Below are 15,741 nucleotides of genomic sequence, written 5' to 3' on the forward strand. Positions count from 1 at the left end.
ATGAGTATATAGGCTCAAAATATATTTATGAGAGTTTTAAAATTAACTTTATAAATAAGGCTTTAAGTTAACATTCTTCAATAAAGCTACTATCCTTTGTAGATCAATTTTGAATATAGCCAACAATGAAATTCAGTGAAATCCTCCGCCAATTTGGTGACGCAGCCACCAATCATAGCCTGACTAACAACCCAGACCATGACCCTGAAATTACAGGGGTAGCAGCCATTGATGAAGCTACCAACGGTACGATCAGTTATGTAGAAAGTGCAAAATTTGGGTCTTTTGTCGGCAATACCCATGCTAGTGCTTTAATTTTGCCCCAAAACGAAAAATTACAAGCGCTTGCACAAGAAAGAGGTATTGTCTGGCTAGCGACCTCAGATCCGCGACTGTTGTTTGCCAAAGCGATCGCACTTTTTTATCAACCATATCGCCCTATCCCAGAAATTCATCCTAGCGCTGTAATTCACTCCACTGCAAAAGTTGGTAGTGATGTTTATATTGGCCCCCATGCTGTGATTCAACAAGGGGTAGAAATTGGCAATGGTGCAATTATTCATCCGAATGTGGTGATTTATCCAGATGTTAAAATAGGCGATCGCACCACCTTACACGCTAACTGTACCATCCACGAACGCACCCGCATCGGTGCAGATTGCGTCATTCACAGTGGTGCTGTCATCGGTGCAGAAGGCTTTGGTTTTGTTCCTACCCGAACTGGTTGGTTCAAAATGGAACAATCCGGCTATACAGTTTTAGAAGATGGCGTGGAAGTTGGTTGCAACACTGGTATTGACCGCCCATCTGTCGGAGAAACACGGGTAGGTCGGAATACAGTAATTGATAGCTTAGTGCAAATAGGTCATGGTTGCCAAATCGGTTCTGGTTGTGCGATCGCAGGTCAGGTTGGCATGGCGGGAGGTGTTAAACTGGGAAATCGCGTTATTTTAGCTGGACAAACAGGAATAGTCAATCAAGTGAAGATGGGAGATGGGTCGATGACATCTGCTCAAACTGGAATTCACAACGATGTTGCACCAGGAGAAGTTGTCTGCGGAACTCCAGCCCTTCCTTACAAACTATATCTCAAGGTATCTGCTGTTTATGGTCGCCTGCCAGATATGTATCAATCGCTAAAGCAATTGCAACGTCAATTCAAAAATAGCAATGAATAAGCTGAAAGTTATCTAAATTGCATAATCAAATTCAAAATTACTCTTGTGGGGCGCGAATCTTGCACGTCCCATTCTGTATTCTTATTCAAGAGGATTTTGTTTTAATTCCTATTGACAGATGGGAATTTGAATGAGAATAGTTGAATTAGTTTCGTCGGGTGAAATGGTACTTGTACCATATTATTTTTTGAGAAAAAGTGTGAGAGAAGCAGAAAAAGGTATGAAGTGAAGGATATCTGAACAAGGGAGAAATTTTCCCCCATACCTCTTTTCCTTTGCTTTGCTCCTGATATAAGTCGGCACAATAAAACTAAACTGTGTAAAGAAAAGTAAACAAGGCTCAAACCCTTTTTCCTTTTGCCCCCTGCCTTATCCCAACGATAATTATTTACGCCTACCTACTTATACAAGGGACTTAAGCCCCTTGTACTCCATAAACTAAAATCCTAATTTTTCCAACACTGGCTTTGTGGAAACAACGTGACGGTCTAAACCCAGTTCTTTTGGACTAACGCCAAGTGCCAAAGCAATCAACTGGGGTAAATGCAATACTGGTAAACCTAGCTTTTGTTCAATCACCTTTTCTACCTCTGGCTGACGCGAATCTAAATTTAAGTGGCACAGAGGACAAGGCGTAACTATACAGTCAGCACCAGATGCTAAAGCGTCCTGAATATGCATCCCCGCCATCTTAAAAGATTGGGTAGTGGCATAACTAGCAAGGGGCCAACCACAACATTGTGTCCGACCTCGGTAATAAATTGGTGTTGCACCCACCGCCCGAAACATATTTTCCATCGCTTCCGGTTGGAAGGGGTCGTCATAAGGCATAGATTTTTGGGCGCGGAGGAGATAACAGCCATAAAAAGCCGCACATTTTAATCCAGTTAACTTCCGGGTAACACGTTTGGTAATTTCCTCTAAACCGTAATCTGTTACTAAGGCGTAAAGAAGATGTTTAACGTCAGTACTGCCGCGATAAGGGGAACAGCCTTCTTTATTTAGCAAGCCATTAACCTGTTCAATATAAACAGGGTTAGAAGTCTTACATTCTTTCAGGTGTTCGTTGACGTGACCGATAACACCTTGACAAGTGCTGCAATGGGTAAGTAAGGGCAGATTTAATTCTTCTGCTAGGGCAATATTTCTAGCGTTGACTGTATCTTCTAGCAGTTGCGAATCTTCTTTAAATGTGCCAGAACCACAGCAAGCAGCTTTTTTAAGTTCAACTAGTTCAATACCCAATGCTTGGGTAAGCGCTTGAGTTGATTGGTAAAGTTCCCGACAGGCCCCTTGAGCAACACAACCGGGGAAGTAAGCATATTTCAGTGTCTGAGGTAGCATAGAAGTATGTTTGGGTTAGAGCGATCGCTCTAAACAATAACTGTTTTATCATTCCCTTGTTAGCACTAAAGTTATGATGTTTGACGTTTAGCTACCCTTTAACCTAGACAGTTAGGGGTCGCAGCATCTACATATTCTTAATTGCTAGCAAGACTGTAAATACTGACCGAGACATTGTAAAAAATTTTAGCAATAATTGAAAAGCCGAAGCATTTACACGGTATCAGTGATGGCGTAGCGCGCTCCACAGTTCAAGTGTTCCCAGAAAACTTACCCGATTTATTTTAGGAATGGGAGAGGTTTTCTAACAGAAAAACCCTTGGAAGTATGCGGGCGATCGCGCTTGACGATAAGATGTATATGCTCAAAACAATGTCTCCTCTAAAGAGCAGATCGTAGCAAGTGGTTAAGGACTTTTATTTATGAGCCAAGCGGAACTTTTTGAAAAGGTCAAGAAAATCGTTATCGAACAACTGAGTGTTGATCCCCCAGATAAAGTCACACCACAAGCCAAGTTTATGGAAGACCTGGGAGCAGATTCCCTCGATACCGTTGAGTTGGTGATGGCTTTGGAAGAAGAATTTGATATCGAAATTCCCGACGAAGCTGCCGAGCAGATTACATCGGTTCAAGACGCAGTAGATTACATCAATAACAAAGTTACCGCCTCAGCTTAACTGGGGATTGGAATTGGGGATTGGGATTGGGGAGATTTTTCTCTAATATCTAGCCACTCTTCACGTGACGCTGCTAATGTCACTAATGCTGACGTTAACGCCAGTCGCTTGAAGTCAGCAATCCGATGCCAGTCGCTCGTAAAGGAAACCTTTAAGACCGCGCTGGCTCACCAGTACCTAGTCGCTAACCTCAAATTTTTTGCCTGCTGCTTTTTCGCCATTTTTAACTGAATCATGACAGATCATACACGTAAACGCGTTGTTGTAACTGGTGTTGGCGCGATTACACCTATAGGTAACACAGCAACAGAATATTGGAATGGATTATTGAGTGGACGCAATGGCATTGACAACATCACATTATTTGATGCGTCTCGCCATGATTGCCGGATTGCTGGTGAGGTGAAAAACTTCGATCCGCATGATTACTTGGAGCGTAAAGAGGCCAAGCGCATGGATCGATTTTCCCAATTTGGGGTTGCAGCAGCAAAACAGGCTCTAGCTAACGCGGAGTTAGCGATCAATGACCTGAATGCAGAACAGGTAGGTGTGATGATCGGTTCTGGCGTTGGTGGAATTAAGGTATTAGAAGACCAGCAAACTATCTACCTCAACCGTGGCCCCGATCGCTGTAGTCCATTCATGATTCCGATGATGATCGCCAATATGGCCGCAGGATTAACGGCAATTCACACAGGTGCTAAAGGGCCAAACTCTTGTCCTGTAACTGCCTGTGCTGCTGGTTCCAACGCTATTGGAGATGCTTTTCGCTTAATTCAAGGGGGATATGCCCAAGCGATGATTTGTGGGGGAACGGAATCAGCTGTCACACCCTTATCGATAGCTGGGTTCGCCGCCTGCAAAGCACTCTCTTTTAACAATGATGACCCGGCTCATGCTTGCCGTCCCTTTGACCGCGATCGCAACGGATTTGTTTTGGGTGAAGGTTCAGGAATTTTAATTCTAGAAGAACTGCAACACGCCATCAGTCGCGGCGCTCACATTTATGCGGAAATGATCGGTTATGGCATGACCTGTGATGCCTACCACATCACCTCCCCCGTACCTGGTGGACTTGGAGCCGCTAGAGCAATCGAACTAGCGCTCAAAGATGCCAGTATAACTCCCGAACAAATTAGCTATATTAACGCCCACGGCACTAGCACCCCAGCTAATGATTCAACTGAAACCTCAGCAATCAAAAAAGCCTTGGGAGAATATGCCTATAAGGTGGCAATTAGCTCCACCAAATCGATGACAGGTCATTTATTGGGCGGTTCTGGAGGTATTGAAGCAGTCGCAACAGTACTAGCGATCGCTAATGACCAAATTCCACCGACAATCAATCTGGAAAATCCCGATCCAGAGTGTGACTTAGATTACGTGCCTCACTCTAGCCGCGCTCAAAAAGTCGAGGTGGCAATATCCAATTCCTTTGGGTTTGGCGGTCATAATGTCACACTGGCCTTTAAGAAATACGTTTAAAAGAAATTAGGAGGCAGGAGTCAGAATTCAGTAGTTTGATCCGACTCTGCTCGTTTGCCCCATGAGGCCACTTGCTTCAAGTCGGGAAACCCGCCCAACGCAGTGGCTCCCCAATGCCCCATGTCCCATACCCAAAGTATCAAAAATATCATTCTGATATAAAGTAAGCGTTCAGCATGACCCAATTATCAGCTTGATTTATCACCAGAAACTCAGGAGATCCCGCTTGTCCATCGACAAGCGGGAGTGGGATGATAAGGATACTGTGGGGAATCTAAAATAACCCCAGCAAGAGAAGCTACGAAGAGTGCTAACCCGTCGTTAAAAACAAGAGATTATGACTGTTGCAACCCAATCCGCCAAAGAATTGTCCGTCGAAGAACTGGCTATTAACTCGATCCGCTTCTTAGCTGTTGATGCCGTAGAAAAGGCAAAATCGGGACACCCAGGACTACCAATGGGTGCGGCTCCAATGGCTTTTGTACTTTGGGATCGCTATTTGAAGTTTAATCCCAAGAATCCCAAATGGTTTAACCGCGATCGCTTTGTCTTATCTGCTGGTCATGGCTCAATGTTGCAGTACGCCCTACTGTACCTGACAGGCTACGATAGCGTCAGCATTGAAGATATCAAGCAATTCCGTCAATGGGAATCTAAAACCCCCGGACACCCGGAAAACTTCATGACCCCAGGTGTGGAAGTCACCACTGGCCCCTTGGGTCAAGGAATTGCCAATGGAGTTGGTTTAGCGATCGCTGAAGCGCACCTGGCCGCTAAATTTAACAAACCCGATGCCAAGATTGTTGACCATTACACCTACGTGATTGTGGGTGACGGTTGCAACATGGAAGGAATTTCTGGTGAAGCTTGTTCTTTTGCAGGACACTTGGGATTAGGCAAACTCATCGCTTTGTACGACGACAACCACATTTCGATCGACGGTTCCACCGATGTGGCATTCACCGAAGATGTTTCTAAGCGTTTTGAAGCTTATGGCTGGCACGTCCAACACGTCGAAGACGGCAACACCGATTTAGAAGCGATCGCCAAAGCACTTGAAGCAGCCAAAGCTGTTACTGATAAGCCTTCTTTCATCAAGGTAACAACCATTATTGGTTACGGTTCCCCCAATAAAGCAAACACCGCTGGTGTTCACGGTGCTGCCCTTGGCGGAGACGAAATCGCATTGACTCGGAAAAACTTGGGTTGGGAATACGAGCCTTTCGTAGTCCCAGAAGAGGCCCTCAACCACACCCGCAAAGCAGTGGAACGTGGCGCAGGTTACGAAGACGAATGGAACAAGACTTTTGCAGACTACAAAGCTAAGTATGCCCAAGAAGCGGCTGACTTTGAGCGCTACATAAGCAGCAAACTACCTGACGGTTGGGATAAAGTACTACCCACCTACACCCCAGAAGACAAAGGACTGCCTACCCGCAAACACTCAGAAATCTCCCTCAACAAACTAGCGGCAGTTTTACCTGAATTGATTGGTGGTTCGGCTGACTTAACCCACTCCAACCTTACCGAAGTCAAGGGCAAAGGCGACTTTCAAAAAGGGCACTACGAAAACCCCAACATCCACTTTGGTGTACGGGAACATGCTATGGGCGCAATCTGTAATGGGATAGCGCTGCACGCTTCGGGATTAATTCCCTACGGTGCTACCTTCTTGATCTTCACAGATTATATGCGTGCTGCCATCCGCTTATCCGCCCTTTCCCAAGCTGGCGCGATTTGGGTGATGACTCACGATTCCATTGGACAAGGTGAAGATGGCCCCACGCACCAACCCATTGAAACTCTGGCTTCCTTGCGAGCCATTCCTAATTTAACTGTGTTTCGTCCCGCAGACGGTAACGAAACCTCTGGCGCTTATAAAATAGCGATTGAAAAGGCGAAGCAAAACGCTCCGTCTCTGTTGGCGTTCACCCGTCAAAACGTCCCCAACTTGGCAGGTACATCGGTTGAAGGCGTGGCGAAGGGTGGATACACCGTGGTAGATAGCGAAGGTACACCTGATATCATCCTGATTGGAACTGGTTCAGAACTGAGCCTCGCTGTCGGTGCAGCCGAAAAACTTAAGACTGAAGGTAAGAAAGTCCGTGTTGTCTCGCTACCTTCATGGGAACTGTTTGAAGCACAGGATGCGGCTTATAAAGAGTCAATTTTGCCAAAAGCTGTTACCAAGCGTTTGTCTGTAGAAGCTGCCGCTAGTTTCGGTTGGCACAAATACGTGGGTACTGAAGGCGATACTGTTAGTATCGATCGCTTTGGTGCTTCGGCTCCAGGTAATGTTTGTCTAGAGAAGTTTGGCTTTAGCGTTGATAATGTATTAGCTAAGGCTAAACAATTGTTAGGTTAATAGCAACAGAATATTCTCAAAATTTTGTAGGGGTGGGCATCTTGTCCGCCTTTTATTTTATGCAGAGGGAGATTGTTTATAATTGAGGTAATTAGTTAAATCCTGAGAGGAAGTTATGCAAGAAGTTTCTAGCTATCATCAAGAACTTACTAACCGGATATCGCCAATTGTAGACAAGTTATTTAAAAGTAATAGTTTATATCAAGTAAAGTTAAACCAACGTGAGATAATCCAAATGTTAGTTGAACTATTTGGGCAATTCTCACCAGAAGAAATGAGGAAAATTGCAAATGATGATTTGACAGACAGAATTGATAGCATTTTTATTTTAGAGGCAGTTTCAGGTACGTTAAATGATTTAACACCGGAGCAAATCAAAATGTATGATGAAGCAGTAAAGCGAAAATAGACAAAGTGACTTATTTATTAGATACAAATATTATTAGTTATATTTTGAAGAGAAATATAATTGTAGAACAGAAGTTTCGGGAAGTCCGTCGTCTGAAACAAGATGTGTTTATTAGTTGCATAACTTACTATGAAGTCAAACGAGGTCTTTTAGCTATTAATGCAACTAGGCAGTTAGCTGAGTTTAATAAATTTTGTCAAATCTATAAAATTATATTAATAGATGATTTAGAGATTATTGAACTAGCGTGTGAAATTCATGTGGATTTACAACATAGGGGTTTGAAGATACAAGAACAAGATATATTGATAGCGGCTACAGCGATCGCACGCGGATTAATTCTGGTTTCTAATGATTCTGACTTGCTACGAGTTGAAGGACTAAGCTTAGACAATTGGCTATCAACAAAGTCTTAGAAATAACAGCTTCGTCTCTACTTAAATTTACATTTGTCCTTGTAACACTCGTGTTTAGAAACCGGGTTTTTCTGAAAAGCCCGGTTTCTAGTCCTAAATTCCGACTAACTTATCTAAAATAGCCCTAGCGCGATAATCCTTTACTCCTCCTGCTGTCCGATAAAAAACCTCCCATTCATCAGAAGTAATTTGTAAATATGATTTGTATTTATCTGCTGATGCTCTCAGCTTTTGTTTGTAATCTGGATAGGAATAGATTTTAAGGTAGCGTCCGCGATTACCTGTGCGGCGAACCTTTATTTTCCACTCGCGATTATAGCTGTCACGTAAAACTGTTTCTCCCAAATCATGTTTACCATTATGGCGTATGTTGTCGAATAATTTGGCATCTTGGGCGATTTCTTTACCAAGCCTATATAAACTATAGAAATCTAATATCATTACGTTTACCTCCAAAACTATTTCAAAACAGGGGTTTTAAATTTATTCTTTTAATTTGCATGATTAGTCAATTTAAAACCAATTTGAAAGCGAACTTAATTATCCAAAAACTGACTTCTTTATCCCGTAGATAGCTAATCCAGCAACTGCACCAGTCCCAGCAAATCCTACTAAACCTATTCCGTAAGCAGTTCCTCCGATTGCTAGGCCTGCACCTCCAATACTGTGATACACAGTCACTCCTACCACTGCACCTACTGTTGCAAATGTAGATGCTTCATTAATATTTTGAATAATATCCATTTTTTAAACTCTGAATAACTTGTTATTAGCTTATTTAATTTTTTGAGGAAATGCTACTAAAGAAATACGTAATTAAAATAAAGATTCATTAAAGTATGGTTTGAGGTAAACTTGAGCCTTTAGACTCAACTCAAGCATAATTTTTTAAACAGATACCTATTAAGATTTGTATTTATACCGTCAAAAGTGGAGGTTGCGAGAAAGGTAACATTATTTAGTTAAACTTCAATTCTCTATTATATATTTGTGTAATCAATTATACTTGTAATGTAGATAAGATTATAGGAGATATTAAAACTTAGTATTATGTCTAGTCAAGAACAAAATTCTAACAAAGCATTAAAGCAAACGCAGATTAGTGTAACAAAGAAGAAAGTACAACCTCCCTCAGACCTCAAAAAACCAAAGAAAACCGAATAAAAAGCATTAGAGTTACTTGTAGAGACTTAAATTCAATTAAGTCTCTGCAATTTTCATCAAAAATAAATCAGCTTATTTATTTTTTGCTTGAGTCTTTGCCTGTTCTAAAGCTATTTCTTTGATTGCCTGATATGAATTAACATTTGAAGTACCTTCAATAGCTTTAACTGCCAAATCCTGAACTTGTTTGAGAGCGGATTCAAGTTGTTTAGAAAGATTTTGAACTCGCGTCTCTTGATTTGTAATAGTTTGTTCTAGAGATTGCAGTCTTTGTTCATAGAAACGCTTTTGCCCTTCCACTTCCTTAGAATATAAATCTGATTTTACTTTAGCTTGGTAATGGGCAATACCTTTGCCTTCTTCTGTAGCTTTTTTGATAGCTGCTTCTTTATCTTTTGGAAAAGCCTCTACCTTGGCTTTTAACTCTTCAAATTGTTTCTCTCTTTCCGAAATTGCTTTCTCCCGTTCAGCCCACTGTTTTTCTGTTTCTTGTAGTGATTCTTCCAGTTGCTTATATAGCGCTTTCTGCTCTTGTTCGTATTCGTCATTTTGCAGTTGTTGCTGGAATTCTAGATTATATTTGTACTCTGTTGTATCACGCTGCCGAGTTTTATTCAAGTTTTCATTCCGTTCTTTTATCGCCTGTTGCTGTTCTTCCTGTTCTTTTCCCCAAGTATTTCTTTGCCCTAGTATTTCTTGGAATAACACTTCAGAACGTCGGCTATATTCTTCCTGATAAGATTTAGTATTATCTTCATAGGCTTGGATAAGAGTATCCAAGATATCATCAGAAATTTCTAAATTATGCAACTGTGTTAATTGTTTAATTTCTTCTTCTAAAGTTCGCTTGATTTCTTCCAAATTAGAGGCTTTTATGGTTAGCTGTTCTGATAATTCATTAGCAGCACTGCCAAAACCTAATTGAATCTTCGCCAAGCTTTCAATTGTATTGTTCATCTTTTCTTGGACACTAGAAAGCTGATTCATAGCTATTTTTTGTTCTAATTTAGGCTGTTCTTTAGTTCCAGACTGGTTTTCTTTACCAACTTTATCGAGTTCTGATTTCAGTGCTGCTTTTTCTTTTACTAACTCCTCATACGCCTGAAGAATTTCTACTTTAGTATTCTTATCAGTCGGTTTTTTCCCCACCACAACAAACCTCCTCTTCAGGAATTCAAGATGATTAAGATGCTACGAATTCACAACTATTTAGGGTTAGAACTACCAAAAGCCCTCATGGCTAAGTCTTGTGCTTGTTTTAATGCAGTTTGCAATTGAGCAGAAATGCCTTCTATTTGCTCAGACTGTTTCTTAATTGTTTCTTCCAGAGATTGAATTTTTTGTTCATAACTCTGTTTGTTCGATTCCCATTCTCTTTCAAATAAATCAGCCTCAATTTTAGCTTTTTGGCTTGTTTCTTTAATTGCTTCTTCTCTAGCCTTCTTAACGGCTTCTTCAAGTTCGTTAGGAAATATAGTTACTTTTTGTTGATAATCTGCAAAGAGTGGTTGGCGTTCAACGAATATCTTTTCTCGTTCTGCCCAATTTTTCTCTTTCCTTTGATAATTTTCTTGTATTTCCCTTTGTTGTTGGCGCTTTATCCCTTCGTAGCTGTCTGTATTGAGTTTACGAGTAGTTTCTAACTTATACTGAAATTCTTCTTGTTCTTGCTGGCGATTTTTGGCTAATAAATCATTGTATGCTTGAAGTTTTTCTTCATACTCTGCTTGCTCTTTTTGCCATTCTTTCCGCCTGATTGTAATTTCTTTTTCTAGCGCTTCCCTTTTGCTAATAGTATCTTGTTCGAGAATTTTTAATTTTTCTTGATGTTCTTGACTTAAAACGTCTAAAGTATCCGCTACAACTCTAATTTGTTGAAGTTCTTGTAGGCGTTGAATTTCAATTTCTATAGCTCGGTTCAATTCATCTAACTTAGAATTTTCCTGAGCTAGCTTTTCAGATAATCCATTGAGAATACTGCCAAACTCCAATTGTAAATCAGCTAAACCTTTGACAATACTATCAACTGTATATGCAGAAGCTGCTTGCAGAATTCCTTGACTTTTTGCCTTTTCTGCTTCCTCTTGTTTGGTTGCTATTTTAGATTCAAGTTTTTTTCTTTGAATAATAATTTGTTGAAATGCTTGCATTAGTTGTTGTTTGCTGTCCTTGACTCCAACTGTAGTCATCTTTCAACTCCCTTCAATAGGCAAATTATTTATTGGGTAGCAAGCCATACCAATAACTACCCTATGCAGACATCAGAGTAGCCTTTGAATCAACATTTTTAACGCAGTGGAAATACTGAAATGATCCACATCTAACACTTAGTGGGTACGAATTTTCCACATAGATGTCCTTCTGTTTTTCAGATATAGTTTTCTTTTTTAGATTTTATAGTATTTTTGTACTATGATAAATATACCTAAATTAATCTCCTCTGTCAAGATAATCTTCATGCAATAATGTCTTTGGATCTTGTGAAGACAGAATCGAAAATTCAAAGTTTTTAATTAAAAAACTATTAGAAGCTTGCAGCCACAGTGATTTATGATTTAAGAGACTGCTGTGGTATATGTTACTTTTTGTAAATAAAATCTAAAAGAATTAACCCTAGTAGAAGCGCGGTTACAGTAAGGCGAGATAATAGACTTAATCATCCTAATTGATACAAGCACAGTCCTAGACTTTTGTGATATCAATGTATACCAGTGAATCAACCAAATATTCTGCCAGAACGGACATTGGACAAACCAGCCGTATTCTGGTAGTAGAAGATGAAGAATTAATCCAGGAAATGCTAGCTGTAGCTCTGGAAGAAGAAGGTTACGGGGTGATAACTGCCCCCGATGGGCGGTCTGCTATAGAGTATCTTAAAAGTTTTGAAACCAATTCAGGGGAACTTCCCTTTGATCTGGTCATTCTTGATTTGATGCTGCCGCAAATCAATGGGCTAGATGTTTGCCGCTTGCTGCGTCATCAAGGCAACCCAGTACCGATTTTAATGCTCAGTGCTAAGGGTAGTGAAACTGACCGTGTTTTGGGGTTAGAGGTGGGTGCAGATGACTACCTGACCAAACCCTTTAGTATGCGCGAGTTAGTTGCTCGTTGTCGCGCTTTACTCCGCCGCCAACGCCTAAGTAATTTGCCACAAATACCAGTATTAAAATTTAAGGATGTCTCCTTGAATCCTCAAGAATGTCGCGTGCTGGTTCGCGGTCAAGAAGTGAGTCTTTCTCCCAAAGAGTTCCGCTTGCTGGAACTGTTTATGAGTTACGCCCGCCGGGTATGGTCACGGGAACAATTGCTCGATCAGGTTTGGGGACCAGATTTTGTCGGCGATAGTAAAACTGTTGACGTTCACATTCGGTGGTTGCGCGAAAAATTAGAGCAAGACCCCAGTCATCCCGAATATATTGTGACTGTAAGAGGTTTTGGCTATAGGTTTGGATAATTAGTTGAGATAGTTGTTAGTTTTTAGTAGTCACCAAGAAACTAACAACTCAAATGCTTTTATTGGGATTTTTTCTGGGTTTAACGGTAGGCATTGGGTTTTGGGTTTGGCAACAGGTTCAACTAAACCGCTACCTGGGGCGCTTACTCCGACCGTTAACCTCGCATTCTTATAAGAAGGTAGTGCTGCTGATTCCTGGGTTGCGGCAAGAAATAGCAATGGTGAAACAGCAACGGCAAGATTTGCAGCAGTCGTTGCAAACTTACCAAGACCTGCTAAATTTTGCTCCAGTGGGATATTTGCAGGTGGATGAAGAAAATCAACTACTGTGGTGCAATCAACAGGCGCAGGAAATTTTGTATCTGCAAAGGTGGCAACCAGAACAGGTGCGCTTGTTATTGGAGTTGGTAAGGTCTTACGAACTTGACCATTTAATTGAGCAAACTCGCGATTGCCAAAAACCACAAATGGGAGAATGGATATTTCATCCATCTTGTGATGATGCAGCAGAGATAGCAACAATCAAATCTCTGGCTTTGCGGGCTTCTAGCTTCCCTTTACCCAATGGACAAGTGGGAGTATTTTTAGAAAATCGTCAACCCCTATTAGATATAAATCAAGTACGCGATCGCTCTTTTTCCGATCTAGCACACGAACTCAGAACGCCGCTAACTTCGATTCGCTTAGTTGCGGAAACTTTACAAAACCGTTTAGAACCGCCTTTAAATCGCTGGGTTAACCGCCTCATGCAAGAAGTTGACCGGCTGATTAACTTGGTGCAAAGCTGGTTAGAACTTACCCAAATGGAAGCAAACCCAAATATGCAATTGCAAGCTAAAGCTGTAGAATTGCGATCGCTGATTGCATCTGTTTGGGAAACACTAGAACCTTTAGCACAGCCTCAACATCTATCTTTTTCTTATTCTGGCCCAGAAAATCTTTGGATTAAGGCAGATAAAGCCAGGATTTACCAGGTTTTTCTGAATTTGCTAGACAATAGCATTAAGTACAGTCCTCCTGCTACAAGCATTTACATTGAAGCGAAAATCTTATCAACAAAGGATAACGATTCTGCTTCCCCAATCTTAGAAATAAGTCTTATTGATTCTGGAGTTGGCTTTTCTGAGGCAGATTTACCCCACGTTTTTGAGCGATTTTATCGAGGAGATAAAGCGCGAACTCATTCCCCCCAAGATAGTAACTCCATAGGAGCGATCGTTGGTAATGGATTAGGATTAGCGATCGTTGAGCAAATTCTGATTGCCCACGGAGGTTCAATCAAAGCAATGAACCATCCAGAAACTGGCGGTGCATGGATGCAACTCCAATTTCCTGAAGTTATGGCAAACTCCTTAAGCCAAGACTATAGTTAGTAATATCTTCACCTTTAAGACAACAAGTGTGAAAGCTGTCAATTATACTCCCAATCCGCAAAGACCACAACTCGCACGCGCCATTAGGCGCTTAGAGCGGGATGTATTACGCATGGGTGCTTTGGTAGAACAATCATTTCGCCTCAGCCACCAAGCGTTATGTGCTCGTAACTTAACAGCAGCTGAGGAACTCCCCCGATTAGATAAAAAGATTGATCGCTTTTATAGACAAATTGAATCAGACTGTACGGCGATTATGACGCTACAAGCGCCTACAGCTCCAGATTTGCGCTGCTTGAGTGCCTTTATGCAGTTGGTGCGAGACTTAGAGCGCATTGGCGATTATGCTGAGGATTTAGCTGAGATTGCGATTAAAATTTTTCCTTACGCGCCTCATACGTCAATGCCCGACATTGAAGCTATGTCCCTTCACGCGCAGTCGATGCTAGCAACTAGCTTAAAGGCTTTGGGAGATTTCGATGAAGCTGGTGGACGCCGTTTAAAGCATCTGGATGATACTGTAGACGATGCCTACGATCGCGTTTATCAGACTTTAGCTCAACAACGGGATGTGCCTGGTGTAGTCGAGCCAATTATACTGCTGGCACTGGCAATTCGTTGTCTGGAACGCATGGCAGATCATGCTACGAATATTGGTCAAAGGGTAGCATATATTGTCACAGGTCAACGCTCATAATTGATATGCCACCCAGATCCCCGACTTCTACCCTCCAGGAGTCTGCAAGAAGTCGGGGATCTAAATCCAGCGATTTAGTAAGCGCCATTCCACCCTACCATCTTTATAATTATTTGCGCCTCCATACTTACTTAGTCTTCAGAAAATACTAAATAATTAAAAATAAGTTAATTCAATATTTTACTAAAAGCTTACCTATTCTTAAACTTACACAATTAAAGTAACAGATAAACAACTAAAAATTTTGGCTCTATCTCACTGATAGATACCTTAAGCAAAAGTTGTTGCCATCAGAAGATTTTGAGTTAGTCCCTAGCTCTGATTGAGAAGAATAGACTTTCAGATATACAGATGGTTTTTGATACAATTTATTAGAGTTTCTTAATCATTTAAATAGCGAGATTCCCTGATAATTATGTAGTTACGGTTAATGATATATTCCCCAAGTTCTACTTCAAACTCTTCTGCTGTGTCAAATAGCCCTGCCTTCAGCAGACAATTACCTCAGCAGATATTTAACCGTCGGGAGGTAATTCCACCTCAAAATGACGTACTTTGGCGGATTGAATACGGTGCAGTTCGTACCTTAACGTGGAGTGAAGATGGAACATTCATCACTCTCGGTTATTGGGGACTAGGGGATCTGATTGGCTATCCTTTGTCTAGAGTCAAGCCCTACCAGATTGAATGTCTCACGGGTGTGGAAATAAGCATTGTGCCACCTCATTTGTGGCATCAGGATATTAATGCTTTGTTGTCTCATATTCAACAAGCAGAGGATCTACTAAGCATTGTGCATCGAAAACCAATTTCGCTACGCTTATGGCAGTTTTTAGTATGGTTAAGTGAAAAATTTGGACGTGACGTAGCTAAGGGCAAGCTAATTGATTTAAATGTTACCCATCAAGATATTGCTGAAGTCTTAAATACTACGCGAGTAACAGTTACCCGACTCTTACAGCAGTTAGAGGAAGAAGGAACAGTTTTACGTCACAAACGCCGGATTATTTTGCGCTTACCAAATAAATTAATTAAAAACTATAGTCAGCAGTATGTTAACTAATTGCTTGTAATAATCACAGGATCAAGGTATAATCGTTGCTGTGATTGTGTGTGAAATCCACAAAACAGAAGTGCTTAAAGCATTTCCTCATGGCTGGATTATTGTAGGTGTGAGTG

At 41.2% G+C, this 15,741-nt stretch carries 15 protein-coding genes; 10 read left to right on the plus strand and 5 right to left on the minus strand.

Annotation, left to right across the window (positions count from 1 at the left end; genetic code table 11):
• Nucleotides 1-125: 125 nt before the first annotated feature.
• On the plus strand, nt 126-1,178 hold the full coding sequence (gene lpxD / locus V7K60_RS01665) for a UDP-3-O-(3-hydroxymyristoyl)glucosamine N-acyltransferase (protein ID WP_334922429.1): 1,053 nt from the start codon (nt 126-128) through the stop codon (nt 1,176-1,178).
• Between the two features lie 438 nt (nt 1,179-1,616).
• Here the strand turns inward: lpxD and V7K60_RS01670 are convergent, their stop codons facing one another.
• A complete protein-coding gene (locus V7K60_RS01670; RefSeq protein WP_334922431.1) occupies nt 1,617-2,522 on the minus strand; it encodes a CoB--CoM heterodisulfide reductase iron-sulfur subunit B family protein in 906 nt (301 codons plus the stop codon).
• Nucleotides 2,523-2,944: 422 nt separating this feature from the next.
• Here V7K60_RS01670 and acpP point away from each other — a divergent pair, with 422 nt between their 5' ends.
• The 5 genes from acpP to V7K60_RS01695 all read left to right on the plus strand — a co-directional run bounded on the left by acpP (nt 2,945) and on the right by V7K60_RS01695 (nt 7,874).
• Nucleotides 2,945-3,199: an acyl carrier protein gene (acpP, locus tag V7K60_RS01675; protein ID WP_094349173.1), complete on the plus strand. Its 255-nt coding sequence runs from the start codon at nt 2,945-2,947 to the stop codon at nt 3,197-3,199.
• A 234-nt stretch (nt 3,200-3,433) separates the two neighbouring features.
• A complete protein-coding gene (fabF, locus tag V7K60_RS01680; protein ID WP_334922433.1) occupies nt 3,434-4,684 on the plus strand; it encodes a beta-ketoacyl-ACP synthase II in 1,251 nt (416 codons plus the stop codon).
• Between the two features lie 337 nt (nt 4,685-5,021).
• Nucleotides 5,022-7,049: a transketolase gene (tkt, locus tag V7K60_RS01685; protein ID WP_334922435.1), complete on the plus strand. Its 2,028-nt coding sequence runs from the start codon at nt 5,022-5,024 to the stop codon at nt 7,047-7,049.
• A gap of 115 nt (nt 7,050-7,164) precedes the next feature.
• Complete coding sequence (locus V7K60_RS01690; RefSeq protein ID WP_334922436.1) at nt 7,165-7,458, plus strand: hypothetical protein; 294 nt, start codon at nt 7,165-7,167, stop codon at nt 7,456-7,458.
• A 5-nt stretch (nt 7,459-7,463) separates the two neighbouring features.
• A complete protein-coding gene (locus V7K60_RS01695) occupies nt 7,464-7,874 on the plus strand; it encodes a PIN domain-containing protein (protein ID WP_334922438.1) in 411 nt (136 codons plus the stop codon).
• Between the two features lie 93 nt (nt 7,875-7,967).
• Here V7K60_RS01695 and V7K60_RS01700 read toward each other — a convergent pair whose 3' ends face one another.
• The 4 genes from V7K60_RS01700 to V7K60_RS01715 all read right to left on the minus strand — a co-directional run bounded on the left by V7K60_RS01700 (nt 7,968) and on the right by V7K60_RS01715 (nt 11,227).
• Entirely contained in the window at nt 7,968-8,315 is a 348-nt protein-coding gene (locus tag V7K60_RS01700) for a hypothetical protein (RefSeq protein ID WP_334922439.1), read from the minus strand.
• Between the two features lie 99 nt (nt 8,316-8,414).
• Nucleotides 8,415-8,618 (minus strand): hypothetical protein, encoded by a 204-nt coding sequence (locus tag V7K60_RS01705; protein ID WP_334922441.1) that lies wholly within the window; start codon nt 8,616-8,618, stop codon nt 8,415-8,417.
• Nucleotides 8,619-9,110: 492 nt separating this feature from the next.
• Nucleotides 9,111-10,190 carry a hypothetical protein gene (locus tag V7K60_RS01710; protein WP_334922443.1) on the minus strand — a complete coding sequence of 360 codons (1,080 nt, stop codon included), beginning with the start codon at nt 10,188-10,190 and terminating at the stop codon, nt 9,111-9,113.
• A gap of 53 nt (nt 10,191-10,243) precedes the next feature.
• Nucleotides 10,244-11,227 (minus strand): hypothetical protein, encoded by a 984-nt coding sequence (locus V7K60_RS01715; RefSeq protein WP_334922444.1) that lies wholly within the window; start codon nt 11,225-11,227, stop codon nt 10,244-10,246.
• 512 nt (nt 11,228-11,739) lie between these two features.
• Here V7K60_RS01715 and V7K60_RS01720 point away from each other — a divergent pair.
• The 4 genes from V7K60_RS01720 to V7K60_RS01735 all read left to right on the plus strand — a co-directional run bounded on the left by V7K60_RS01720 (nt 11,740) and on the right by V7K60_RS01735 (nt 15,625).
• Nucleotides 11,740-12,492 carry a response regulator transcription factor gene (locus V7K60_RS01720; RefSeq protein WP_334922446.1) on the plus strand — a complete coding sequence of 251 codons (753 nt, stop codon included), beginning with the start codon at nt 11,740-11,742 and terminating at the stop codon, nt 12,490-12,492.
• A gap of 53 nt (nt 12,493-12,545) precedes the next feature.
• The gene (locus V7K60_RS01725; RefSeq protein ID WP_334922448.1) at nt 12,546-13,865 is read left to right on the plus strand and encodes a sensor histidine kinase; all 1,320 of its coding nucleotides are present in this window, start codon (nt 12,546-12,548) and stop codon (nt 13,863-13,865) included.
• 28 nt (nt 13,866-13,893) lie between these two features.
• Nucleotides 13,894-14,562, plus strand: coding sequence for a phosphate signaling complex protein PhoU (gene phoU, locus V7K60_RS01730; protein WP_334922450.1), 669 nt, complete (start codon nt 13,894-13,896; stop codon nt 14,560-14,562).
• A 430-nt stretch (nt 14,563-14,992) separates the two neighbouring features.
• A complete protein-coding gene (locus tag V7K60_RS01735; RefSeq protein WP_334922452.1) occupies nt 14,993-15,625 on the plus strand; it encodes a Crp/Fnr family transcriptional regulator in 633 nt (210 codons plus the stop codon).
• Nucleotides 15,626-15,741: the final 116 nt, after the last annotated feature.

It is taken from the genome of Nostoc sp., assembly GCF_036917555.1.
Classification (GTDB): domain Bacteria; phylum Cyanobacteriota; class Cyanobacteriia; order Cyanobacteriales; family Nostocaceae; genus Nostoc.

What these genes read in the sequence shown, in the direction of transcription:
- V7K60_RS01735 (WP_334922452.1), top strand. Translation starts at nt 14,993, where the DNA reads ATGATATATTCCCCAAGTTCTACTTCAAACTCTTCTGCTGTGTCAAAT.
- V7K60_RS01705 (WP_334922441.1), bottom strand. Translation starts at nt 8,618, where the DNA reads ATGGATATTATTCAAAATATTAATGAAGCATCTACATTTGCAACAGTA.
- fabF (WP_334922433.1), top strand. Translation starts at nt 3,434, where the DNA reads ATGACAGATCATACACGTAAACGCGTTGTTGTAACTGGTGTTGGCGCG.
- lpxD (WP_334922429.1), top strand. Translation starts at nt 126, where the DNA reads ATGAAATTCAGTGAAATCCTCCGCCAATTTGGTGACGCAGCCACCAAT.
- acpP (WP_094349173.1), top strand. Translation starts at nt 2,945, where the DNA reads ATGAGCCAAGCGGAACTTTTTGAAAAGGTCAAGAAAATCGTTATCGAA.
- V7K60_RS01715 (WP_334922444.1), bottom strand. Translation starts at nt 11,227, where the DNA reads ATGACTACAGTTGGAGTCAAGGACAGCAAACAACAACTAATGCAAGCA.
- V7K60_RS01720 (WP_334922446.1), top strand. Translation starts at nt 11,740, where the DNA reads ATGTATACCAGTGAATCAACCAAATATTCTGCCAGAACGGACATTGGA.
- tkt (WP_334922435.1), top strand. Translation starts at nt 5,022, where the DNA reads ATGACTGTTGCAACCCAATCCGCCAAAGAATTGTCCGTCGAAGAACTG.
- V7K60_RS01690 (WP_334922436.1), top strand. Translation starts at nt 7,165, where the DNA reads ATGCAAGAAGTTTCTAGCTATCATCAAGAACTTACTAACCGGATATCG.
- V7K60_RS01700 (WP_334922439.1), bottom strand. Translation starts at nt 8,315, where the DNA reads ATGATATTAGATTTCTATAGTTTATATAGGCTTGGTAAAGAAATCGCC.
- V7K60_RS01670 (WP_334922431.1), bottom strand. Translation starts at nt 2,522, where the DNA reads ATGCTACCTCAGACACTGAAATATGCTTACTTCCCCGGTTGTGTTGCT.
- V7K60_RS01725 (WP_334922448.1), top strand. Translation starts at nt 12,546, where the DNA reads ATGCTTTTATTGGGATTTTTTCTGGGTTTAACGGTAGGCATTGGGTTT.